Source organism: Solibacillus sp. FSL H8-0538, assembly GCF_038003525.1.
Classification (GTDB): domain Bacteria; phylum Bacillota; class Bacilli; order Bacillales_A; family Planococcaceae; genus JBBOPI01.
Genome location: NZ_JBBOPI010000001.1, coordinates 364,054 through 388,246 on the forward strand (window position 1 = coordinate 364,054; position 24,193 = coordinate 388,246).

The 24,193-nt window shown below is 41.5% G+C and carries 18 protein-coding genes; 14 read left to right on the forward strand and 4 right to left on the reverse strand.

Annotated elements, in window-relative coordinates:
- Positions 1-198 precede the first annotated feature (198 nt).
- The 3 genes from MHH87_RS01735 to MHH87_RS01745 are packed head-to-tail and all read left to right on the forward strand — an operon-like array spanning position 199 to position 3,235.
- Positions 199-885, forward strand: a complete 687-nt coding sequence (locus MHH87_RS01735) for a response regulator transcription factor (protein WP_340747607.1) — start codon at positions 199-201, stop codon at positions 883-885.
- A complete protein-coding gene (locus MHH87_RS01740) occupies positions 875-1,009 on the forward strand; it encodes a hypothetical protein (protein WP_340747608.1) in 135 nt (44 codons plus the stop codon). Before MHH87_RS01735 ends, MHH87_RS01740 begins: the two co-directional genes overlap by 11 nt.
- A gap of 12 nt (positions 1,010-1,021) precedes the next feature.
- Positions 1,022-3,235, forward strand: coding sequence for a sensor histidine kinase (locus tag MHH87_RS01745; RefSeq protein ID WP_340747609.1), 2,214 nt, complete (start codon positions 1,022-1,024; stop codon positions 3,233-3,235).
- 233 nt (positions 3,236-3,468) lie between these two features.
- Here MHH87_RS01745 and MHH87_RS01750 read toward each other — a convergent pair whose 3' ends face one another.
- Complete coding sequence (locus tag MHH87_RS01750; RefSeq protein WP_340747610.1) at positions 3,469-3,774, reverse strand: DUF3784 domain-containing protein; 306 nt, start codon at positions 3,772-3,774, stop codon at positions 3,469-3,471.
- Between the two features lie 97 nt (positions 3,775-3,871).
- Here MHH87_RS01750 and MHH87_RS01755 point away from each other — a divergent pair, with 97 nt between their 5' ends.
- The 3 genes from MHH87_RS01755 to MHH87_RS01765 all read left to right on the forward strand — a co-directional run bounded on the left by MHH87_RS01755 (position 3,872) and on the right by MHH87_RS01765 (position 7,258).
- Positions 3,872-4,945, forward strand: coding sequence for a metallophosphoesterase (locus tag MHH87_RS01755; RefSeq protein ID WP_340747611.1), 1,074 nt, complete (start codon positions 3,872-3,874; stop codon positions 4,943-4,945).
- 49 nt (positions 4,946-4,994) lie between these two features.
- Positions 4,995-5,819, forward strand: a complete 825-nt coding sequence (locus tag MHH87_RS01760) for an undecaprenyl-diphosphate phosphatase (protein ID WP_340747612.1) — start codon at positions 4,995-4,997, stop codon at positions 5,817-5,819.
- A 146-nt stretch (positions 5,820-5,965) separates the two neighbouring features.
- Positions 5,966-7,258, forward strand: coding sequence for a globin-coupled sensor protein (locus MHH87_RS01765; RefSeq protein WP_340747613.1), 1,293 nt, complete (start codon positions 5,966-5,968; stop codon positions 7,256-7,258).
- A gap of 104 nt (positions 7,259-7,362) precedes the next feature.
- On the opposite strand, the gene MHH87_RS01770 is transcribed toward MHH87_RS01765, so the two are convergent.
- A complete protein-coding gene (locus MHH87_RS01770) occupies positions 7,363-8,160 on the reverse strand; it encodes a TIGR00266 family protein (protein ID WP_340747614.1) in 798 nt (265 codons plus the stop codon).
- A gap of 177 nt (positions 8,161-8,337) precedes the next feature.
- On the opposite strand from MHH87_RS01770, the gene MHH87_RS01775 reads away from it, so the two are divergent.
- The 4 genes from MHH87_RS01775 to MHH87_RS01790 all read left to right on the forward strand — a co-directional run bounded on the left by MHH87_RS01775 (position 8,338) and on the right by MHH87_RS01790 (position 14,772).
- Positions 8,338-9,813: an aldehyde dehydrogenase family protein gene (locus MHH87_RS01775; RefSeq protein WP_340747615.1), complete on the forward strand. Its 1,476-nt coding sequence runs from the start codon at positions 8,338-8,340 to the stop codon at positions 9,811-9,813.
- A 137-nt stretch (positions 9,814-9,950) separates the two neighbouring features.
- Positions 9,951-11,123 (forward strand): saccharopine dehydrogenase family protein, encoded by a 1,173-nt coding sequence (locus tag MHH87_RS01780; protein ID WP_340747616.1) that lies wholly within the window; start codon positions 9,951-9,953, stop codon positions 11,121-11,123.
- Positions 11,124-11,133: 10 nt separating this feature from the next.
- On the forward strand, positions 11,134-12,324 hold the full coding sequence (locus tag MHH87_RS01785) for an acyl-CoA dehydrogenase family protein (protein ID WP_340747617.1): 1,191 nt from the start codon (positions 11,134-11,136) through the stop codon (positions 12,322-12,324).
- A gap of 312 nt (positions 12,325-12,636) precedes the next feature.
- Positions 12,637-14,772, forward strand: coding sequence for a beta-propeller domain-containing protein (locus MHH87_RS01790; RefSeq protein ID WP_340747618.1), 2,136 nt, complete (start codon positions 12,637-12,639; stop codon positions 14,770-14,772).
- Positions 14,773-14,859: 87 nt separating this feature from the next.
- On the opposite strand, the gene MHH87_RS01795 is transcribed toward MHH87_RS01790, so the two are convergent.
- Positions 14,860-16,266: a polysaccharide deacetylase family protein gene (locus MHH87_RS01795; RefSeq protein ID WP_340747619.1), complete on the reverse strand. Its 1,407-nt coding sequence runs from the start codon at positions 16,264-16,266 to the stop codon at positions 14,860-14,862.
- A 129-nt stretch (positions 16,267-16,395) separates the two neighbouring features.
- Here MHH87_RS01795 and MHH87_RS01800 point away from each other — a divergent pair, with 129 nt between their 5' ends.
- Together MHH87_RS01800 and MHH87_RS01805 are read left to right on the forward strand one after the other, a co-directional pair.
- A complete protein-coding gene (locus MHH87_RS01800; RefSeq protein ID WP_340747620.1) occupies positions 16,396-17,145 on the forward strand; it encodes a threonine/serine exporter family protein in 750 nt (249 codons plus the stop codon).
- Between the two features lie 15 nt (positions 17,146-17,160).
- Positions 17,161-17,640, forward strand: coding sequence for a threonine/serine exporter family protein (locus MHH87_RS01805; RefSeq protein WP_340747621.1), 480 nt, complete (start codon positions 17,161-17,163; stop codon positions 17,638-17,640).
- A gap of 75 nt (positions 17,641-17,715) precedes the next feature.
- On the opposite strand, the gene MHH87_RS01810 is transcribed toward MHH87_RS01805, so the two are convergent.
- Complete coding sequence (locus tag MHH87_RS01810) at positions 17,716-19,740, reverse strand: EAL domain-containing protein (RefSeq protein ID WP_340747622.1); 2,025 nt, start codon at positions 19,738-19,740, stop codon at positions 17,716-17,718.
- A gap of 871 nt (positions 19,741-20,611) precedes the next feature.
- Here MHH87_RS01810 and MHH87_RS01815 point away from each other — a divergent pair.
- On the forward strand, positions 20,612-22,342 hold the full coding sequence (locus MHH87_RS01815) for an ABC transporter ATP-binding protein (RefSeq protein WP_340747623.1): 1,731 nt from the start codon (positions 20,612-20,614) through the stop codon (positions 22,340-22,342).
- Positions 22,339-24,165: an ABC transporter ATP-binding protein gene (locus tag MHH87_RS01820; protein ID WP_340747624.1), complete on the forward strand. Its 1,827-nt coding sequence runs from the start codon at positions 22,339-22,341 to the stop codon at positions 24,163-24,165. Before MHH87_RS01815 ends, MHH87_RS01820 begins: the two co-directional genes overlap by 4 nt.
- Positions 24,166-24,193 lie beyond the last annotated feature (28 nt).

Below are 24,193 nucleotides of genomic sequence, written 5' to 3' on the forward strand. Positions count from 1 at the left end.
AGGCCAAGCGCACTAAAATAAGAGTTGACCTCACTTAAGGAATGCTAAGTAATCTAAACAGCACGCGATGAGCTCTTAACTAGTAGCTATCCGCACATAAACAATCAAATCTTAAGAATTTCTTCAGAATTATCCTAGGTGAATGTTCATTTTTACCAGTTAATATTAAGTTATAAGAAAAAGTAGTGAGGTGAGTGTATGACGAAGCTTACGGTATTAGTGACGGATGATGATCAGGACATTCGTGACGGAATTGAAATTTATTTAAAGAACGAGGGTTACAACGTGTTAAAAGCGGCGGACGGTGTGGAGGCATTGGCGCTACTGGAAAAACATGAGGTACATTTAATTATTTTAGACATTATGATGCCGAAGATGGATGGCATTACAGCAACGTTTAAAATTCGTGAGTCACGCAATATCCCGATTTTGATGCTGAGCGCGAAGGTAGAAAATACAGATAAAATTCACGGACTGTCGGTTGGCGCAGATGATTATATTACAAAACCATTTCATCCACTCGAACTCATGGCGCGTGTGAAATCCCAGCTCAGACGTTACGTTGATTTAGGGACATACGAGGAGCAAACTACAGTAGTAACCGGCTTAGAACTTGATGCCGCAGCACGCGAAATCCGAGTAGACGGGGAGCCGGTGAAGCTAACGCCGATAGAATACAAAATTACGGAGCTTCTTTTAAAAAATGCAGGACGCGTGTTTTCTATCCGTGATATTTACGAGATGGTGTGGAATGAGGAAGCATACAACGCCGAAAATATTGTCGCTGTGCACATCCGTAAAATCCGTGAAAAAATCGAAGCCGACCCAAAAAATCCCCGCTATTTAAAAGTGGTATGGGGACTTGGTTACAAAATTGAAAAATAAACTAGCAACAGCATGCGGCATTATCAGCGCCGTAATTGGTGTCATACTAATCGGGAATTATACATGGCGCTATATTGACAGTCGGTTTGCGGATACGTTTCAGCTATTATTAAAATTATTTTAGGAGGTTTGTTGAATGAAAATTACTAGCAAGCTACTCCTCACGCTTTTTCTTATATTTTGGACTGTGTTTGCGACTCTTTGTTTTTTGTTTGAAAGCTCCGAGTATGTAGGGAAAACTTATTTTGAGTCAGAGTATTTTGAACAAAATCATTACGAGTTTCTTGATGGACTAAGACGGTATGAATTAAATACTTTTGATGCAGAAGAATCCAAAAAAAGTATAACTGTAACAGAGGAAGAAATCGATTATTACCGTAATTACTATGGTACGTTGGCAGAACAAGTAACAATTATTAAGCAACAGTATGCAGATGATATTGACGAAAATAAATCTACGTATGATGAAGAAACAACCACTATTCTAGAAGAAGAGCGAGACCGTAAAATTGCTGAAGTGAGAGCGAATTTTGAAGATGATTCGGTCGTTGAGGCAAAAATCCGTGCCATTAAAGAAAAGGCTCTAGATAACTTTGCGACTTCTTGGAAACAAGAGAAGAATAACTTTAAAAACAATTATAGTTATTTTGCTTATGATTTTACGAATGTAGATACGGGCCAAAACTATTCTTCAGGCGACGTGAAGGAAGCATCGGTATATAAGCAAACATTTGGTCAAAATAAGAAATTATTTGATGTGGATGAAGAAAGATATATTTATGTGAGTGAATATTCGGAAGAAATCGGTTTGCTTTATGATTCGTTTAAAGTAAATACAGTGGGTGCTCAGTTCAGCGGCACAATTACAATACCAAAATCATTAATGAAGCGTGCTGATTTTGCAGAAAATTATGAGGCATTTACGATTTCGAAAATGATATACTACATTGTTTGGGCAACAGGGGCTCTTACGTTATTGGGGCTATTGTTCTTTGCAAAGCCAAAACTCTCTTCATTTCATGTGTTGCCAGCAGTACGTCAGGTGTTTACAAAATGGCCGATAGATACGCGCGTTGTAGTTGTGGGCATATTTATATTTTTCACAGTTGCGTTTTTAGACGGCTTCACGGATACGATACATGCAATGGGGTATTATTACGAGCATTATTTAGATATTATGAATTTGATTGAGCTTGCAGTGCTCGTTGTACTAAGCTATATAGTCTTCAGTGCACTAATTATTAGTGCGGTTTGGCTGTATGAGGATGTTCGTTCGCTTGAGCAGTTAACACAGCAATTACAACAGACGATTACGTATAAAATCTGGGAAGCGGCAACGGGGATGTTTTTAATTCGTTCAATCGGCGTACAGTCACTCGCAATGATTATTGTGTTCTTCCTTGCAGGGTTGGGCTTGGCGGGTGTGCTACTGGCACCGGAACTGTTATTAATATATATACCACTTTTTGTATTAGTTTTAATTCCAACACTGTTTGTCTTCATGCGTCGAATGGGCTACCTAACTCGTATAATGATGCAGACGAAGGATATGGCAGAGGGGCGTTTAACGAGCAACATAGAAGTAAAAGGCAAGTCGCCGTTTGCGGATCTCGCGCGTAATTTAAATGATTTGCGTGATGGCGTAAGTAATTCAATGACAGAACAGGCGAAAAGTGAGCGTATGAAAACTGAGCTTATTACTAATGTGAGCCATGATTTGCGCACACCGCTAACGTCGATTATTACGTATACAGATTTATTGAAAAATCCGGATTTAGATGCAGAGGAGCGCGCGAAATATATTGGGATTTTGGATAAAAAATCGGCGCGTCTCAAAACATTAATAGAAGATTTATTTGAAGTATCAAAAATGGCGAGTGGCAATATAGAGCTCGTGAAGCAGCGTGTTGATTTAGCACAGCTTCTGCAGCAGGCAATCGGAGAGCACGGAGAAGATTATACAGCAGCGGGACTAGATTTACGTGTGACAATTAGCGAACAACCAATTTTCGCGTATGTGGATGGCCAAAAATGGTGGCGCGTAGTGGATAATTTAATTATTAATGCACGTAAATATTCATTACCGGGCACACGGGTTTACGTGAATTTGAAGGTAACTGGCAATGAGGCCGAATTCACCGTGAAAAATGTAGCGAAGTACGAGCTCAATGAAGACGCAACGGAATTAGTCGAGCGCTTCAAACGTGCCGATACATCGCGCCATACGGAAGGCTCTGGACTCGGGCTTGCTATAGCGCAGTCGATTGTCGATTTACACGGCGGCCGGATGAATATTTCGGTAGACGGTGATTTATTTAAAGTGTGTGTTGTTATTAATATTGCTTATTAGGATGAGGGGTCCCGCAGTGTATGCGGGGCTTTTTGTTTTGGGCGTTGTTGGTGAACGCACTAACTGGGAGTGTGAACGAACGAACTTCGTGTGGTAACGAACCAACGTGCCCCCTGAACGAACAAACAGCATACGCGAACGCCCCAACTTGCCTCTTGAACGAACCAAGTCGATGCGAACGCGAACGCACTAACTTCGGGTGTGAATGAACCCCCCTCACCCCCCATTCCCAATCACCTCTTATTCGCTGCAATGATCACCCATGTACTCCCAATGATAACAACAACTCCAAACAATATCCCAACCCATTCACCGATAAATTCCAATCCAAACGGCAGCAAAATCGCTAAGCCGCCTACTATGTACATAAAAAGACCGACTGTACGGGCTAAAAGTTGTTTGTCACCTTTAAAAGTGGAGGCATTGAAGCCTGATATTAAATGTAAGTATTCCTTCTTCCAAATGAGCCAGCCAAGTCCGATTGAACCGAGCCCGACTAAAAAACAAACAATAAATCCGGCAATGATTTCAGCGTCCATTACTAACACTCCCTTTACAAATATAGTAAAATAGCAAGCAACTACTATTATATACATAAAAAACAACTAGAAAGATTCATAATGAGGGAGGTATGCGATGAAAGCGTTACTTGGAATAATGGCGATTGCTGTTTATGGAGGCATTACTTATTATATTGGCTGGAATTTAAAGACTTGGATGCAATCACTTGATATATATCGTTGGCCGTTAGTATTTTGGCTTTTACTATTTGTGATTTCATTAGGCTTTATAATTGGTAAGCTACATCCGCTACTGACACCGGTTTATGTGCTAGGGAATTATTGGATGTTTGTTTTTCAGTATGGCATTGCGCTTTGCATTATTGCGAATTTACTTGTGAAGTTTACGCCGCTGACGACAAAATTTGCAGGGGCGGGTGTGCTGGTTACGCTAGTGATGCTATTGGCTGTTGGTACGTATAATGCATATTCACCAGTTGTGCGCGAATTAGCCATTCAAATTAATAAACCGGGGGAGGATATGCGGATTGTTGTCGCCTCGGATTTACATTTAGGCATTCTTTCAAATAAGCGCCATTTGCAAAATTTCGTGGACCTTTCGAATATAGCGAAACCGGACCTTGTACTACTCGCAGGGGATCTGATTGACGATGACCCGATGCGCTTTATTAATAAGGGAATGGGTGATGTCATGAAGCAACTGACCACAACATATGGTGTATACGGGGTGCTCGGTAATCATGAATATTACGGAGGAGAGATTCCGCGTTTAAAGCAAGCGATGTTAGATGCCAATGTCCAAATTTTAATGGATGAAACCATTTCTGTTGAAAATCGTTTTATCATTACAGGACGAGAAGACCGGACGAATAAAAATCGGCTCCCGTTACAAGCTCTGGCACCAGAAAGCAAGGATTTACCTTGGATTGTGATGGACCACACACCGGAAGACATACAAACGCCAGCAACTTTAGGTGCAGATTTCCATTTATCGGGGCATACGCACAAAGGGCAAATGTGGCCGAATCATCTAATTACACAGAAAATCTTTGAACTTGATTATGGTTATAATTTAAAAGAGGCAATGCATGCGCTCGTGTCTAGTGGCTTTGGTTTTTGGGGACCGCCAACGCGCATTGGAAGTCGTTCAGAACTTTGGGTTGTAGACGTTCAATTTACAAACATATAGAGTTGCTGTATTGTAATTGAGTATTTAACTTATTTGAGGAGATTTAATTATGGAATGGATAGAATTATTTAAAGCAATGATCCTCGGCTTTGTTGAGGGAATGACAGAGTTTGCACCTGTTTCATCAACAGGTCATATGATTATTGTCGATGATATGTGGCTCAAAACAGAGGAATTTTTAGGTTCGGGCTCGGCGAATACGTTTAAAATCGTCATCCAGCTCGGCTCGATTTTAGCGGTCGTATTTGTGATGTGGAAGCGCATGTTAAGCTTAGTTGGCCTGTATAAAATCGAAGGTCAAACTGCAGGTCGTTTTAATCTTGGACATGTCATTATGGGGATTATTCCTGCAGGTGTGTTCGGCGTATTATTCGAAGATATGATTGATGAGTATCTGTTCGGCATTGAAACGGTAATTATTGGTTTAATTATCGGAGCATTCTTCATGATTATTGCAGATAAATTCGGTCCGAAAAAACCGGCGATTACATCACTTGATGAAATTTCTTATACAAAAGCATTAAAAATCGGATTAATTCAGTGTTTATCGTTATGGCCAGGATTTTCACGTTCGGGTTCAACGATTTCTGGTGGGGTACTGCTAGGTTTAGATCATAAAACTGCAGCGGACTTCACATTCATCATGGCTGTGCCGATTATGGCAGGGGCAAGTGGCCTGTCATTACTGAAGCACTGGGATGAAATTAATGCAGACCACTTCTGGTTTTATGTAGTCGGCTTCGTGAGTGCGTTTGTGTTTGCACTCATTTCGATTAAGTTCTTCTTAAAACTAATTTCAAAAGTAAAATTAACGCCATTTGCGATTTACCGAATTTTATTGGCACTTGTATTAATTGTCATTTTAGCATTTTAAAAAAAAGACAAAATCCATCGTGGATTTTGTCTTTTTTTTTAAAATGTAAGAAAATATACACTTGTAAACTACTATATACTCCCCTATATTGTAAATATACGTTAAGTAATATGTGACAATTTAACTAAATTGTGGAGAGTGATGATGTGTTCTCATTTAAAAAGAAACAGCAAAAACGCTCGATTCCATCTGGAAATTTTTCGGATGTTGGAATATTTATTACAGATAAAGACCGTTTATTACAGCTAGAGATTATTGGCTTAACGAAAGAAGACTTACAGTTAATTCGTCGTATAAAGCCACTGGTAGAAGTTCGGATTCGTGAGGTTGTAGAAGGGTTTTATGGAACCATTGAGGCAGTGCCACACTTCCGAAGTATTATTAGCAAGTATAGTACGTCCGAGCGTCTGCGCCAAACATTACGCCACCACATTGTTGAAATGATGGAAGGGCGCATTGATAATACGTATTTAGAAAAGCGTCGTCGTGTTTCCATGATGCATGTTCATATTGGTTTAACGACGAAGTGGTATTTAGCAGCTTTCCAAAAGCTTGAAAGTACGATTCGTAGTATAGTATTTGATATGAATTTAGAAAAAGTTGAGGCTGAAAAAATTATTGAGGCCATAAGTAAAATTTGTAATTTTGAACAGCAAATCGTGCTTGAGGAATATGAAAAAGTATCGGCTCAGCAAGTAACTGAAAAGCAAAATCAAGTGAAAATGGAAGTAAAGGAAGTCATCGGTAGCATTTCTAAAACGTTAGAAGTACAGTCGCAGGATACGAATGAGGCTGTGTTGGAACTTGTCGCGAGCACAAAAAATGTGAATACGCATTTACGTAATAGCATTAATGACGCGGCGGGTACGAAACATGCGTCTGAGGAGGGTTATCAACAAATGCTGTTATTAAGCAAGCAAACAGCTGAAATTAACGAAAAAACCGTTGAGATGACGAAAATGGTCGCGGCCCTTGATTCTTCCTCATCAGAAATCCATGCGGTTATTGAAATTGTCAAAAGCATTGCGGGTCAAACAAATTTACTCGCATTGAACTCAGCAATTGAAGCAGCGCGTGCGGGTGAGCATGGGAAAGGCTTTGCAGTCGTAGCAGATGAGGTTCGCAAATTAGCGGATCAAACGAAGTCATCCGTTGAGCAAATTGCTTCGTTAATTGGCGTATCTAGTAATGTGACGTCACAAGTAATTGGTTCCATTCATCATATTCAAGCGCTTGTGCATGATGGCATGGCCCAAAATGAACAGTCATTAGCATCATTTGAAAAAATTTCAGTTGCAGTTGATGCAACGATTTCTGATTTCCGCAATGCTGGTCAGCAAGTGGAGGAGTTGTCATCCATCGTCGAGACAATAGGCGAATCGACAGAGCGCTTAGAAGATGCGGCAACAAAACTAGAAGAAACAATTGCTTCTTTTTAATATTAGGTAGACCTATCCCACTCAAAAATGAAGGTGAGATAATGTCTTTTAGTATATAGTGAAGAAAACCGTGTGAGCATTTAACGCTCACACGGTTTTTTGCATTACTTATTAAATAAATCGAATAACCCGCCGATGCCGCCTTCACCTGAAGACTTGCCGCCGCCGCCTTGAGAAATTGGTGCAGCTGCGAAGACACGGCTAGCTAAACGACTGAATGGTAAAGATTGAATCCATACTGTGCCGGGGCCTTGCAGTGTTGCGAAGAATAAACCTTCACCGCCGAATAATGCTGTTTTCACGCCGCCAACTGCTTGAATATCGTAATTTACGTTTGATGTCATCGCCACTAAACAGCCCGTATCAACGCGTAATGTTTCTCCAGGTTGTAATCGGCGCTCGTGAATTGTTCCGCCGGCATGAATAAATGCCATGCCGTCACCCTCAAGCTTTTGCATGATGAAGCCTTCACCACCGAAGAAGCCTGTCCCAAGTTTACGCTGGAATTCCACGCCAACTGAAACGCCCTTCGCTGCAGCTAGGAACGCATCTTTTTGACAAATAATTTTGCCGCCCATTTGACTTAAATCCATAGGAATGATTTTCCCAGGGTACGGTGATGCAAAATAAACGCGACGCTTGCCCATCCCTTCATTTGTGAACGTTGTCATGAATAAGCTTTCACCGGTAATTAAACGTTTTCCTGCACCCATCAATTTGCCCATGATACCGCCGCCTGAATTGCCAGAGCCATCCCCAAACACTGTTTCCATACGAATATTATCTTCCATCATCATTAAACTGCCCGCTTCGGCGACAACGGTTTCTTTCGGATCTAATTCTACTTCTACAAACTGCATGTCATCGCCGAATAGTTTGTAATCAATTTCGTGATTGTTCATTAATAAATTCCTCCTAAAAAAATGTGGTTAATGTTATGTACGTAGAAATAAGGTAAAAGTTTCATCGTTACTGACTAAATTCAAATTAATTGAAATAGAAAAAAAAGGAATAAAGTAGAATTTGTCGAATAATTAAACAGTATAAGTTGTTTTTTGAAAAGTATAGGGGGAGACGTAATGGAAATTAAAAATTTTATCGGTGGTCGTTGGGCTGATAAGCAGAAGTTACAAACGATGCCCGTTATGAATCCGGCAAATGGCGAACAGCTTGGAACAGTGCCGCTTTCGACAAAGGTGGAAGTAGATGAGGCAGTGCAACAAGCGAAGAATGCACAAAAGGAATGGGCACTCACTCCTGCGCCAAAACGTGCGGACTATTTATATGAAATTGCGTTTAAATTAAAGGAAAAGAAAGAGCATTTAGCACAAACGTTGACGCGTGAAATGGGTAAGGTTATTGAGGAAGCGCGCGGCGAAGTTCAGGAAGGCATTGATATGGCACTCTATATGGCAGCGGAAGGAAGACGTCTGTTTGGGGAAACGGTCCCTTCTGAGCTCGCCAATAAATTTGCGATGAGCGTACGTGCTCCGATTGGGGTTGTGGGTCTCATCACGCCTTGGAATTTTCCCATTGCGATTGCGACGTGGAAGGCTTTTCCGGCGCTCGTTGCAGGGAATACATTCATCTGGAAGCCCTCAAATGAAACGCCGTTTATGGCTTACGAAATGGCCAAGATTTTCGAGGAAGTTGGCCTACCAAAAGGTGTAGCAAATATTGTATTTGGTACGGGCCCGACTATTGGGACAGCGATGGTTGAGCATCCTGATATTCGGGTCATTTCGTTTACGGGCTCTACTTCGACAGGGAGTAAGGTTGCGGAGCTTGGAGGCAGGCATTTAAAGAAAATTTCACTTGAAATGGGCGGCAAAAATGCAGTCATTGTCATGGAGGATGCCGACATTGAGCTTGCAGTTGAGGGGATTTTATGGAGTGCGTTTGGTACGGCTGGTCAGCGCTGTACCGCTTGCAGTCGCGTTATTGTGCATAAGGACGTGAAGGAAGTGCTCCAACAAAAGCTACTCGCTGCAACAACAACTTTAACAATTGGAGATGGCCTTGATCCAGCGACAAAGGTTGGTCCAGTTATTAATCGTGCTGCGCTTGAAAAAATCAATCATTATGTGCAGCTTGGGCGTCAGGAAGGGGCAACTCTTTTAACGGGTGGTCGAATTTTAAGTGAGGCACCGTTTGACAAAGGCTTCTATTTTGAGCCGACGATTTTTACGGATGTGCACGCGGAGATGATTATCGCGCAGGAGGAAATTTTCGGACCGGTCATTAGTATTATTGAAGTGGCCGATTTGGATGAGGCAATTGAGGTTAATAATAGTGTGAAATTTGGCTTGTCGAGTTCTATTTTCTCACAAGATGTTAATACGATATTTAAAGCGCAAGCACGCCTTGATACAGGCATTGTGTACGTCAATGCTGGGACAACGGGGGCAGAAATTCATCTGCCTTTCGGTGGTACGAAGGGGACAGGAAATGGTCACCGCGATTCCGGTCAGGCAGCACTAGATGTATATACAGAGTGGAAAAGTATTTACGTTGATTACAGCGGCAAGCTTCAGCGAGCTCAAATTGATACGTAAGAAAACTGTATGCGAGTCCATTTTTATTCGCGCGGCAACCGTTGATTAATCGGCGTATTGCCAACCAAAAGGGGCTTTTAGGGTATGGCGCGAATGCCTGGACAATTTTTAATAAACTAGACAAAGGGGATGTTTACATGAAAGTAGTCGTTCTAGGTGCAGGCTTAATGGGGAAAGAGGTTGCACGTGATTTAGTTGCAAGTCCGTCTGTGGAAAGCGTATTTTTAGCAGATTTGAATGTGGAGCTTGCGGAGCAGTTCGTGGCAACATTAAATACAGATAAAGTTGAAGTAGTTAAACTAAATGCAGAATGTGAAAAGGATCTACGTGCAGTTATTGCCAAAGGGGATGTTGCGGTAAATGCGTTATTTTATGCATTTAATGAACGTGTGGCAAGAGCGGCGATTGATGCGGGGGTACATGCTGTTGATTTAGGTGGTCATATTGGTGGCATAACGGAAACGATTTTACAGCTAAATGAAGAAGCAGTTAAAAACAATGTGACAATTATTCCAGACTTAGGCGTAGCACCGGGGATGGTCAATATTTTAACAGGCTACGGGGCATCGAAATTAGAGAAATTGGAATCTATTAAACTTTTTGTAGGGGGGATTCCAACAGAGCCAAAGCCACCGCTTCATTACACACGCGTCTTTTCGTTAGACGGTGTATTTGATCATTACACAGAGCCATCAAAAATGATTACGAAAGGGAAACTAACAGAAGTGCCGTCACTTACAGGGATTGAGCCGATTTATTTTGATCAATTTGGTGTACTTGAAGCATTTTATACATCTGGTGGCATTTCTACGCTTTATAAAACCTACCCGGACGTCAAAACGCTTGAATATAAAACAATTCGCTATAAAGGTCATGCGGAAAAGTTTAAGCTACTCGCTGATCTTGGCTTTTTAAGTAAGGATAATTTTGTAGAAGTAGGCGGTCAGCAAGTAAGTGTGCGTGATGTGGCACGTGAGGCGCTGAAGAAAAAATTAGATTTAGGTAAAAAAGTGGATGCGGTGCTATTGCGTGCCATCATTGCAGGTGAAAAATCTCAGGAACAAATTACGTATGAATACGAAATGGTGATAAAGAAAGATGTGGAAGCAAATGTAACGGCGATGGCGCGGGCAACAGCGAATACAATTTCTGTCGTAGCACAAATGATTGGCAATGGAGTGATTACAAACCGCGGTGTACATGCGCCAGAAACGGTTGTACCGGGTAGAGAATTTATAGAAGAAATGGTGAAGCGCGGAGTCGTCATTAAAGAAATTTCACACCGTTCATCAATGATTGTGAAATGGTAGGAGTGATGAGATGAACTTTGATTTTACACAAGAGCAGCAGCTTTTAAGAAAAACAGTTCGTCAATTTGTCGATGCAGAAATACTGCCTTTTATAGCCGAATGGGATGCTACTGGTGGCTTTGATGCGCGTATATGGAAGCGGCTAGCAGAGCTCGGTCTCATGGGAGTATGCGTACCTGAGAAATACGGTGGCGTGGGTATGGATTATAATAGCTTAGCGATTGTGTGCGAGGAATTAGAGCGCGGTGATACAGCTTTTCGTACCGCTGTTTCCGTGCACACTGGCCTCAATAGTATGACGCTCATGCAGTGGGGTAGTAACGCACAGAAGGAAAAATATTTAGTTCCACAAGCGCGCGGTGAAAAAATTGGCGCGTTCGGTTTAACTGAGCCAGGTGCGGGTTCGGATGTGGCGGCGATGAGCTCAGTGGCAGTGCGTGACGGTGATTTTTATGTGTTACGCGGGCAGAAAACATGGATTTCTCTATGTGATGTGGCAGATCATTTTATTGTGTTTGCGTACACGGATAAAGCGAAGAAGCATCACGGGATTTCGGCATTTATTGTAGAACGCACATGGGAAGGCTTTTCATCGAAGGCGATTAAGGGAAAATACGGTATTCGAGCAGGAAATACCGGCGAATTATTTTTTGATGAAGTGCGCATTCCAGTGGAAAATCGTCTTGGTGAAGAGGGCGATGGCTTTAAAATTGCGATGTCTGCGCTCGATAACGGGCGCTTTACTGTAGCAGCAGGTGCAGTTGGTCTTATTCAAGCATGTATTGAAGCAAGTGTGCAATATTGTGAGAGCCGTGAAACATTTGGCAAGCCGATTGGGGAGCATCAGCTTGTCGGTCAAATGCTCGCTAAAATGGAGGCCGGGTATGAGATGAGCCGCCTACTTGTGTACCGCGTCGGGGAACTGAAAAATAAAGGGGTGCGTAATACGCGCGAAACCTCGATGGCAAAATGGCAAGCTTGCGATTTCGCGAACCGTGCTGCTGATGATGCGGTACAAATTCACGGCGCTTATGGTTATTCGGATGATTATCCCGTTGCCCGTTATTTGCGTAACTCGAAAGCGCCGGTCATTTACGAAGGCACTCGTGAAATCCATACGATTATGCAGGCAGACTATGTGTTAGGCCGACGCGCGGATAAGCGACTCACGCATATGCTACCAAGCTGGCCATTTGAATAGCTTTTTACTACGAGGGGAATGCGGATTCCTCTCGTTTTTTATTGTTAAGGGAATCGTGAAATTTCCCCTTGTGAATAACGATCAAATAAGTACATGTGGCGTCTAGGAAAAAGCGCCAGTCATTCGAGGTCGCGGTCTGTCCTCAGGCGAAGGCAAAGAGTGGTGCAAGCAAAAGCAGTAATCTAGCTAGTGTATCAATCAATCTCCTAACTAAAAAAACAAACCAAAAATTACCGTTAAATACTGTAACTTTTTCCAGTTTCCGCAGTCTAATAAACAAAAGCTGGAGTAAACGAGGAGGAATTAAATTAAATGAAGAAGAGCAAATTATACGCAGGTGGGCTTATACTAGCCATGCTCAGTTTAGTTATTGGCTCGTATTTTATGTTCAATAAAGAAATTAAAGCGTATGCCACGTCAACAGTGTTTGTAGATCAGGCGTATCATGTATCATTTTCAGGTGCGTTAAAAGAGGCGAGCATTACAGATGGCTCGATTTTTGTTGTAGATAAGGACGGCAAGCAGGTAGAGGCAGAGTTCATTCTAAATGATGCACGCAATATGTTGGCGGTACATGGCTTATCTGTTGGGGACTATACGGTGCATGTGAAAAAGAGCGCTTCTACTTCACGTACGGTTTTTAAAAGGGATAAAACCTTCGATGTAAAAGTGGTGGAGCAGCTGGAGGCAATCACTTCAGTAGATGATTTAACAACGTATTTTCAGGCTTTATTAAATACCGAAAACGTTTCTCCCACAACAGAATCAAAGGAAGAGTCATCAAATTCAGTTTCATCGGACCAGTCGGCAGAGAGTAGTACGGGTAGTGGGCGACATTCAGGGACGAATAATCAAGTAGAGGATATTGAAGAAGGGGATATTGTTGTAACGGATGGTCAGTTTATTTATTCGATTATGGATAATTATTTAGTCATAACGGACGCGAAGGACCCATCGGAAATGAAGGTTGTTAAAAAGCAAAAGCTTGGGAATGATATTTATCCCACGCAGCTAATGTTGCACGACAAAAAGCTAATTGTGACGTATTACGGGTATGAAGAAAAAAAACTAGCAACTGGTCACTATGACGGCAAATCAATTGTGAAATTTGCGATTTTTGATGTGAAAGATGCAAAAAATCCAAAGCTCGTTCGTGAAATTGGGCAAGACGGATCGATTGTGGGTATTCGTAAATACGGTGACGTGCTCTATATGATTACGAGCCAAACGCCGAATTACTGGATAATGCGCGAGAAGAACATGGACATTGATTTGCGCCCGGCTATTTATGACAGCGCAGCATCTACTAGCTCGCAACCGTTACCACTTGAAAAAATTCAGATTTTACCGGGTAGCACGGAGCCAAACTTCTTAATTGTGTCAGCATTTGATTTATCGAATGCCGAGCAGGGAAAGGTTCAAACGGAAAGTTATTTAGGTAGTAGCGGTCAGTTATATATGTCGACTAATGCTATTTATGTAACTGCAACAATGTATAATCCAATGTTTACGACGCGCATGATGGATACCGCAATGATGCCGTCTTCAATGGATACACAAGTTTATAAATTCTCGATTAATAAAACGACGATTGAAATGACCGCAAAAACGACAATTAAAGGGTTAATATTAAATCAGTTTTCAATGGATGAGTACGATGGTTATTTCCGCGTGGCAACGACAGAAGGTCATGGATGGGGCAACACGGCGGATTCTAAAAACCACTTGTTTATTTTTGATAAGGATTTAAAGCAAGTCGGGGAATTAACAAATCTAGCGCGCGGCGAACGAATTTATTCCGCTCGGTTTATGGGGGATAAAGCTTATATTGTGACATTTAAGGAAGTCGATCCGCTATTTGTAATTGATGTAGCGAACCCAGCAGCACCAAAAGTACTCGGTGAATTAAAAATTCCGGGCTTTAGCAATTATTTACACCCGATAGATGATAAACACTTGCTCGGTATTGGCTATGATACGGAAGTGAAAATCGATGACTATTCGAAGCAGCCACTGATTTTAACGAAAGGCATGAAGGTGAGTTTATTTGATGTAACGGATTTAGCCAACCCGGTGGAGCAGGATTCAGTCATTATTGGTGGGCGCGGTACGTATTCAGATGTGCAGCATGATCATAAGGCGCTATTCCGCGATGTGGAAAACGGCTATTACGGCTTCCCGATTACCATTTATGAGAATCAGGGCAAGGACAATAGTATTTACAAAGGAACAGGTGCTCAAATTTATAAAGTGTCTGTAGCTGATGGCATCAAGCTAGTTGGGGATTTAGTGCAACCGGCTGCAAAAGGTGAGCAGTATGAGGATTGGTATAATCTTGTGCAGCGCATGGTCTATATTGATGACGCACTTTACACAGTATCACGTGCACAAATTAGTAGTTATAATATAGAAACATTTAAACCCATTTCAAGTGTGAAGATTCAATAACAAAAGCGTTTCGTCCAGAAATAGGGCGAAACGCTTTTCGTTGGTGGATAAGAAAGTATAACCTTACCATCCACATAAGTAAGGGCATCAATTATAAGGTAATATTTCTGAAACAGTGACGAATTCATAGCCTGTATTTTGCAAATAAATCAGTATTTCTTCTAAGCCGTCTGCTGTTGATTGGTGAATATCGTGCATTAATATGATGGCATTATTATGCATGTTGTTTTGTATGATCGGTAGAAGCTTCGTTGCATCACGGTGCTTCCAGTCGAGTGTATCAATCGTCCAGTTCACAGACGGAATCGGAATCAGTTCCTTAATACGCTCATTTGTGGCACCATATGGAGGACGGAATAAAGTAGGTGCGACACCGAGTATATTCGTAATGGCTTTTTCAGTTGTCTTGTATTCGTGTAGCACTTGTTTCGATGTTAAATTCGGTAAAACAGGGTGGTTCCACGTATGGTTGCCAATTTCATGCTCTTTTGCCTGAATTTCTTTTACGATATCAGGATAATATTGGACGCGGCTACCAAGCATAAAGAATGTTGCCTTCGCATTGTATTTTTCTAGCAAACTTAAAATTTGCTTCGTAACCTTTGGGTGTGGGCCGTCATCAAATGTGAGGGCGACGCGTTTTTTCGTTGCATCACCGGCATGTGGAATAGTCGTCTCCTCGGCAGCCATTTGAATTTGGAATTCAGAGGCTAACAACGGATTTATAAATGATAACGATACTTTCACAACGGGTATGCCTGCAGATCCATCTGCAATTTCGCCTTTGTCAAAGTAAATAATGAGCGAATCATCTTTTAAGGCAAAGCGCTTGAATAGGCGCCATTTTGGTTCAGTTGCTGCAGTGAGCTGCTCCTGTGAAACGAGTCCTTGCAGCTCAGGCTTTTTCATGATTTCTGAGCGGATGTGAGCAGCAAACGTTTCTAGGCTTTTTAAATCTTTATTTAATAACGTTCGAATATCGAGCATTTCTCCTGTTTCATTATTTAAGAAAAACGTTTCAATGGATGTATCGTAGTCCGTACTGTTTAAGGAAGTATTTTTTGTAAAGACAAATGAATAATAATGTTCATCATATTGATACGTTTCAAAACTTATATTGAGTTCACCAGGCAACGGAGCTTTTGGATTTGCATTGTTTTGTAGACGCATCGCATTTATGTAACGTTCTTTTGATAATTGAATGTATGTAGTTACTGCTTCGTTAAATGAATCGAAATTCGTTAATGGGTACTGAAGTGCAAATGGCATCTCCTTATCATTAGAAATGTCTGTCGCAATGCGGACACCGGGGAAGGCTGAATCTTCTTCGGTTAAATCTGAGCTCGATTCCTTTTCAGAAGCGCTCGTTTTTTGAAACTTAAAATCGTCTGTTATAATTGCAAAAAACACAATAACTGCAATTAACGCGATTATGGAACTAATGAGTGTTATGTCAATCCAAGGCCCACGTTTTCTTCGAGGATTGTTTTCCATGCTGTATGCGCCCCTTTCTGTGTTAAAATATTCATAAAAAATTGCAAGCACAGGCATCCAAAAATGTTGAGTTTTTAACGTCAGTTCAGTTAATATGAGCAGAGAGTCTAAGGAGGTTTCCTATAATTCATGATAAACAATGAACAAAACGAGATGGCCATCGACTGCTTTCTATTAGCAGGCCGAATAATGATGGAAAGCGGAGCCGAAACGTATCGAGTGGAGGATACAATGCTTCGTATGGCGCGTTCGCAAAATTTGGGCGATGCGCAAAGCTACGTGACACCAACTGGTATTATTTTTTCGTTAGGAAAAACTCAGCCTACTCGAATCACATCGATTTCACTACGTATCACGGATTTACACCGCATAGTGCTCGTTAACAACGTTTCTCGGAAGCTTACATCTAAAATGATAACATTAGAACAAGCGTATGACGAGTTAAAGCAGATTGAAAAAACGAATTATTTTTTGCCTATAATAATACAAGTTTTAGCAGCCTCCATCGCAAGTAGTTGCTTTTTACTATTGTTTAACGGTATGTGGACGGATATTCCTGCAGCGTTTGTAGCCGGGGGAGTAGGGCTATATGTTGTTACGATTATACATGAAATGACACGTGTAAAGTTTTTCTCGGAATTTTTAGCGGCACTTGTCGTCGGCACGATCGCCTATACAGCCGTGAATTTTGGAATTGGCACGGAAATTGACAAAATTATTATCGCTTCTGTTATGCCACTAGTACCAGGACTGCTCATTACGAATGCTGTCCGAGATTTAATGGCAGGACATTTCACAGCAGGTATGGCAAAAGGGGCAGAGGCGTTTTTAACAGCATTTGCAATTGGTTCGGGTATTGCACTTGTTTTATCATTTTAGTGGAGGCATCAAGTAATGGATTATTTACTTCAGGCACTTTTAAGCTTTCTAGCAACCGCCTGCTTCGGTGTCGTCTTTAATGCACCAACGAAAGCAATTCCGTACTGCGGTTTTGTCGGTGCGGTTGGTTGGATGGTTTATTATGTATTATTTGAGTATGGGTTAGAAGAGGTACAGGCGTCCTTTCTTGGTGCCTTTATTGTAGCGATTATCGCGCATTTATTTGCACGTCGCTATATGATGCCGATGATTGTGTTTAGTGTTTCGGGGATTATCCCGCTTGTTCCAGGGGGGATTGCGTACAATACGATGCGTAATATTGTAGAACTTGATTATATTACGGGTTTGCAGAACGGCATGCGTGCATTTATGATTTCAGGTGCCATTGCGATGGGACTTGTTTTTGCAGAAGTTATTATGCAGCTCTTGTTCCGATTTATGCGTAAAGGAAAAACGTCGATGCAATCATTTGTGAAAGCGAAAAGACCAAGATAATAAGAAGGCTCTCCCTTAGTTTGTATGCTAAAGGAGAGCCTTTCATTTGTTTGTAATTAAAAAAGTAATCCTTTCTTACTTTTTCATTTTATATAGGGATCCGATTTCTTTTTCAGAAACGGGCTTGCTAATGAAGTAGCCTTGAACCGCGTCACAGCCATAGCTTGCAAGGAGCTGCCGTTGTTCGGTAGTTTCAACACCTTCTGCTACAACGGTTAAGTTCATTGATTTCCCGAACTGTACCATACCGTGCATGAGTTGTTGGGATTTCTCTGATTTTAACAGTGAGTTCGTAAATGTTTGGTCAATCTTTAAAATTTGGATTGGTAGTAATTGCATATAGCGGAACGATGCATAGCCAGTACCGAAATCATCTAGCGCAAAGATGATTCCTTTATTTTCAAGAGCGCGCATTTGCTTAATGATGGATGTTTCCGCTTCTGCTTCCAAGGCAAATTTCTCAGTAATTTCAATTTGTAGTAAATTTGCTGGACAGCCTGTGCGTTCGAGCGTTTCTAAAATAGATTTCGCCATATTTTTATCGCGGAACTCTCGTACAGATGAGTTTATACTCACTTTTAAATCAATGCCCGCATCACGCCAAGCAAGTGCCTGTTCACATGCTTTTTCGATCATGAACGACCCGATATTGTTAATTAAGCCCGTTTCTTCGGCGATTGGAATTAATTCATCGGGCGAAACGACTCCGATAACCTCGTCATCCCAACGTACTAGTGCCTCAACTGCTGTAATTTTTCCTGTGTTTAAATCTAATTGGGGCTGATAAAGAACCTTTAGATTTTTTTGATCCAGTGCAAGTAGTAGTCGTTTTTCTACAATTGATTTTCGGTTTAACGCTTGATGCGTTGCTTTTGATAGTGAAACAATGCTATCGCCACCAGCTTGGCGCACCGTGTTAATTGTAGCGAGCGAGGCCTTCATCATTTGTGAGAATGTTGATTGATCTTCAGGGAAGCGCGTAATGCCACCACTAATAGAAATTGGCACAGCAATATTGCCGTTATAAATCGGATGCTGCTGTAAATAATGAAGGAAACCCTGTGTAAACCACTCCGGAAGAGGCGTAATGACAACGAATTCATTTTCGTTAATACGCGCCATTGTACTATCCTGGAAATACATTTTTAAACGCTTAGTAAATTCAAGAATTAAATTATTGCCAGCGTTGTCATCGTGTAAGTCTTTAATTGTATAAAACTTATCGATACTCATATAAACGAACGAGAAATGGCGGCCATCTGCAGTCATTTCAGTAATTACCTGCTCGAGGCGGTGCGCATTCATTAAACCTGTTTCCGTATCAATGTAGGCGATTTTCTCAAGCTGAAGCTGGATCATTTTATCTTTAGTAATATCCTTTTCAATAAGCAGGAAACGTGTATTTTCTGAATTTTGGCTAATCGTCGGGATAGCTGTCAAGTAAACCCAGTAAGGCTGTTCATCCTTCGTAAGTTTTTCGACCTCACCTTGCCAAATTTGCCCGTTATTTAAAGTTTTCCAAATGTTTTTAACAATTTTTACGCTGCTCTCTTTACTTGGGAATAGCTGCCAGATGGTTTTGCCTAGAACACGCTTTGGCGTCCAGTGACTTGCCTTTAGAAATTGCTGATTGCTATTAATAATGAAACCTTCATTGTCTAGTGTCACCATCATAAACGAAGAGTGGATTCCATTCATTAAGTCCATTAAAAGCTGTTGCTGATCATCCAATGTACGGATTAATCCAGTTGGTAGACAAAGAATGTATACTGCTGCCTCATTATTAAAAATCCCAGGTTTTGTAATAATGGAGACGTCGATTAGCTGTTCGTTTTTCGCTAAAACTTGTATATGGTCAAATCGTAGCGTTTGTGTACTTTGTACAATCGTGTGCCATATACCTTCTCTTACTGGTGAAAATAACGTATCGGTAATGGATTTTTCAGAGGACGATGTAAAATTTGCTGTTGTGTAGCCAAATAATTGTGTATTTGATTCATTCCAATCCACTACATGTCCATGTAAATTAACAATAAAAGATGGGAAAGGAGCTAAATTCAATAATTCGCTATTCGGATTGTAAATTTGTTCTTTAGTCATGAATTTCGTCTCCTCAATTCGTAGATATATACTATTATTATAAATAAACTACGTCAGTTAGTCATTAGTATTATGATGGTAATATTTTGATAGGCAATAGTTCTAGAATAATGCTACTTTTAAACTAGGTGAATTACAAAAAAATATAAAAAAACAATAAAATGGATATTCAGTGTGTTAAATAACAATGTTGTTTAAAAATTAGATTTCATTATGAATAAATAGATGCCAAATACCGATTCAAACAATAAATTAGTGCCATGTCAATAATTTTAATTTATTCAAAGAAAAATACATAGTTTAGAGATTAGACATTTCCAATTAGATTTAACAGATTATTCGGAATTTATAGTAGTAAATTTTACTGATTTGCTACTAGATCCACTGGAACTATCAACTAGAAATAACTCCTCCTAAAGGGATTTTTTGAAAGTAAGTGAGAAAGGTTTCTACAAGGTATTATTAACCAAACTTACTAGAAAAATAAAGTGGGTAATAATAACTTAGTAAGAAAAAGGAAATTAAAATCTATAACTTCATCCCCATTTTGGATTTGTTTAAGAGAGAAATAATTTTATTGATTAAAGAAAATAAGTGGTAATTAGAGAAAAAATGTGAATAGTAAAAGGGGCGGGATGGACAGTTTTATTTAATAACAATACTGAAATTAATAGCATATAAATACTAACTGTTTCATAAATGTGGCGAAATTGTTAACTTTCGAATGGTCGGGTCATGTTTAAGGGGGGGCACTGAAATAGCCAGATTGTCAACCTTAGTGCTGACGGTTGTTCGTTCTAATACACGGGAAATTATGTCATAATAGAAATCAATTTATATTCGGAAACCGAATAATTTAGGGGGTGCCTTAGTGAAAACAGTATTTAACTATGTAAAGCCGTATAGATGGCCTGTATGTATTGCGATATGTTTAATGTTGTTTGAGTTATTTGTGGAGCTGATTCAGCCGTTAATTATGGCTAAAATTATAGATGAAGGAATACTACTTGGGAATGCAGATGCAGTGTGGCATTACGGGTTAATGATGTTCGGCCTGTCTATTGTTTCTTTATTGGCGGGGATTACGAATTCTTATTTTTCTTCCCATGTAGCACAGAGCTTCGGCTTTGATTTACGCAATGCGCTATTTAGTAAAATCCAGTCATTTTCCATGGCGACCTATTTGCGTTTTCCAACATCTGGGCTCATTACGCGTCTAACAAGCGATATTTCACAGGTGCAAAATGTACTCTTTATGAGCTTACGAATAATGTTGAGGGCACCGCTATCGGTTATTGGTAGTATTGTCATGGCATTTGTCGTCAATGCAAAAATGGCGCTTTTTTTATTAATCGGTGCCCCGATTTTAGTAATCTTCCTCGCTTTCATGGTAGTGAAGGGCGTGAAGTATTTTAGCTTGGTGCAAACGCGTCTGGACCGTGTGAACCGGGTACTTCAGGAAAGCTTGCAGGCGATACGTTTAGTGAAGGCGTATATGCGGAGTACATATGAAGCGAGCCGTTTTGATAAAGTGGCAAGCTCACTCAAACTAGATACGGTCAAGGCGCTGCGGGTGATGGAGTTGATCATGCCCGTGCTACTACTCATTATGAATTTAAGTTTACTTGCGGTGCTATGGTTCGGCAGTCAAGAAATTGGCAAGGGCAATGCGCAAGTGGGCGATCTTGTCGCGGTTGTGAACTATGCGATGCGGGTGACGGGAATGTTTTCGATGTTTGCTTTTATTATCATTGCTTTTTCTCGTGCGAAAGCATCGGCGGATCGTGTGGAGGAAGTGCTGCTTGTGGAGGATGGAATTGAGGTGTTAAAAACTCATGAGGTAGTAGCTACAAAAGATACTGCTTCAATTGGCACGCTTCGTTTTGACCATGTTTCCTTCTATTATAATGACGGTGTACCGGTGCTTCAGGATGTTTCGTTTACGGTGGCAGCGGGTGAAAAGCTAGCCATTATGGGGGCGACAGGTGCCGGGAAATCGACATTACTTAGCTTAATTCCACGCTTTTATGAGGCGACGGAGGGCGATATATTCGTGAATGGTCGCAACGTGCAGAGCTGGGCTTTAGATGATCTGCGTGCCAGTGTTGGCTTTGTGCCGCAGCAATCAACGTTGTTCACAGGTTCGATTTATGAAAATCTGAGCTGGGGTAAGGAGGGCGCTGTGTTAGAGGAAGTGCAGGCTGCTGCTGGACAGGCACAAATTCACGATGCAGTGGAAAGCTTCCCGAATGCGTACGAAACGCGCGTTGGCCAAAAAGGTGTAAATTTATCTGGTGGGCAAAAGCAGCGTCTCTCGATTGCACGGGCACTTCTACGCAATGCGCAACTACTAATTTTAGATGATAGTACGAGTGCACTTGATGTGAAAACGGAGGCTGCGCTTTGGGAAGCGTTAGAGTATGAGCGCGCGACGATGCTAATCGTCACACAAAAAATTGGGACAGCACGCGGTGCGGACAAAATTTTATTACTCAATGAAGGACGCGTTGTTGCTTTTGGCACACATACCGAATTAATTCGTACGAGTATGCTTTATCAAAAAATTGCGCAGTCGCAGCAGGAGGGGGAGGCAAACGGATGAAATTTTTTGAAAAACCTTTTGGCTACGAGCGCATTTTAATGAAGGAAGATTTACAAAAGCGAACGAAAAAGAAAAAAGGACCTCGTGCCAGTGACTGGAAGGCGACACTTGACCGCATTTGGAAAATTGTTGATGAGCAGCGGGCATTACTTGTGTTCGTGCTTGTAATGGTAGTGGTTAGCTCGGTGCTCGCACTAGTCGGGCCGTTTTTAATTGGTCAGATTATTGATCAATATGTTGTGCCAAAGCGTTACGGGGACATGTTGCCAATGCTTGCAGGGTTGATTGGGGTATATATTGTATTGTCCATTTCATTATTTCTGCAAAATTACTGGATGATTGGCATTGCCCAGCAGACGATTTACCGAATGCGAACGGGCCTGTTTAGTCATTTACTGCGCCTGCCGGTGACGTTTTTTGATAAGCGACAGCACGGTGAGTTGATGAGCCGCGCGACAAATGATATTGAAGCAGTCAGCTCCACACTAAATAGTGCGTTTATTCAAGTGTTCTCCAGTGTGTTGACGCTTGTCGGGACACTGGTTGTCATGCTGTATTTAAGCCCATTACTGACGTTGCTGACGATGAGTATTATTCCGCTGATGTTTCTGGCGATGCGCTGGATTACAAATCGAACGGGTAAATTATTTAAAGAACAACAAGCCGCGGTTGGTGCACTGAACGGCATGATTGAAGAGACAATTTCCGGGCAGCGTGTGGTGAAGGCATTTTCGCAGGAGGAACGAGTAAAGGCAGAGTTCTTAGAAAAAAGTGAGCGCTTGCGTACGACTGGATTTTGGGCACTTTCTTACTCTGGTTACATCCCAAAAGTGATGAATGCGCTCAATAATATGAGCTTTGCGATTGTCGCAGGGATTGGCGGCTTGCTCGCACTAAACGGCCACGTGACAATAGGTACGATCGTTATTTTCACCGAATATGCTCGCCAGTTTACGCGTCCGCTCAATGATTTGGCGAACCAATTTAATACGGTGCTGTCTGCAATTGCTGGTGCTGAGCGCGTGTTTGCAATACTGGACGAGGCACAGGAAGTGGACACAGGAAAAGTGCCGATGACGCATGAACTTCGTGGTGCTGTAGAGTTCCAAAATGTTTCATTTAAATATGAACTCGCAGAAGAAGAGCTAACGTTGGATGGAGTGAGTTTTCGCGTCGCACCTGGCCAAACTGCCGCACTCGTTGGCGCAACAGGAGCGGGCAAGACGACGATTATGCAGGTGCTCGCAAGGTTTTATGATGTGGCGGGTGGCTCCGTGCGCTTTGATGATGTGGACGTGCGTGATATACCGCGCGAAACACTTCGTAGTCAAATGGCATTCGTCCTGCAAGATCCTTTTTTATTTGAGGCGAGCGTGTATGACAATATTCGGTACGGGGCATTGGATGCGAGTGATGAGGAGATTGTGGCAGCTGCCAAAAAAGCGAATGCGCATGAGTTTATTATGAAGCTTCCAAAAGGCTATGATACCGTGCTGACCGCTGATGGCGCCGAAATTTCACAAGGGCAAAAGCAACTGCTGTCGATTGCACGAGCGCTAGTAGCCGATCCGGTTATTTTATTGTTGGACGAGGCGACGAGCAGTATTGATACCGTGACGGAAATGAAAATCCAAGAAGCGTTAGAGGTGCTCATGGCTGGACGCACAAGCTTTGTCATCGCACATCGATTGAATACAGTACGTGGGGCGGATCTTGTATTTGTCATGCAAAAGGGACGGCTTGTGGAGGCAGGTCCTCAGGCAGAACTTCTTGCACGTGGAGGGATTTATGCAAGCATGCTGAAGGCGGGGATTGAGGAATAGATGAGAACGTTCAGAAGCCGTTTATAGC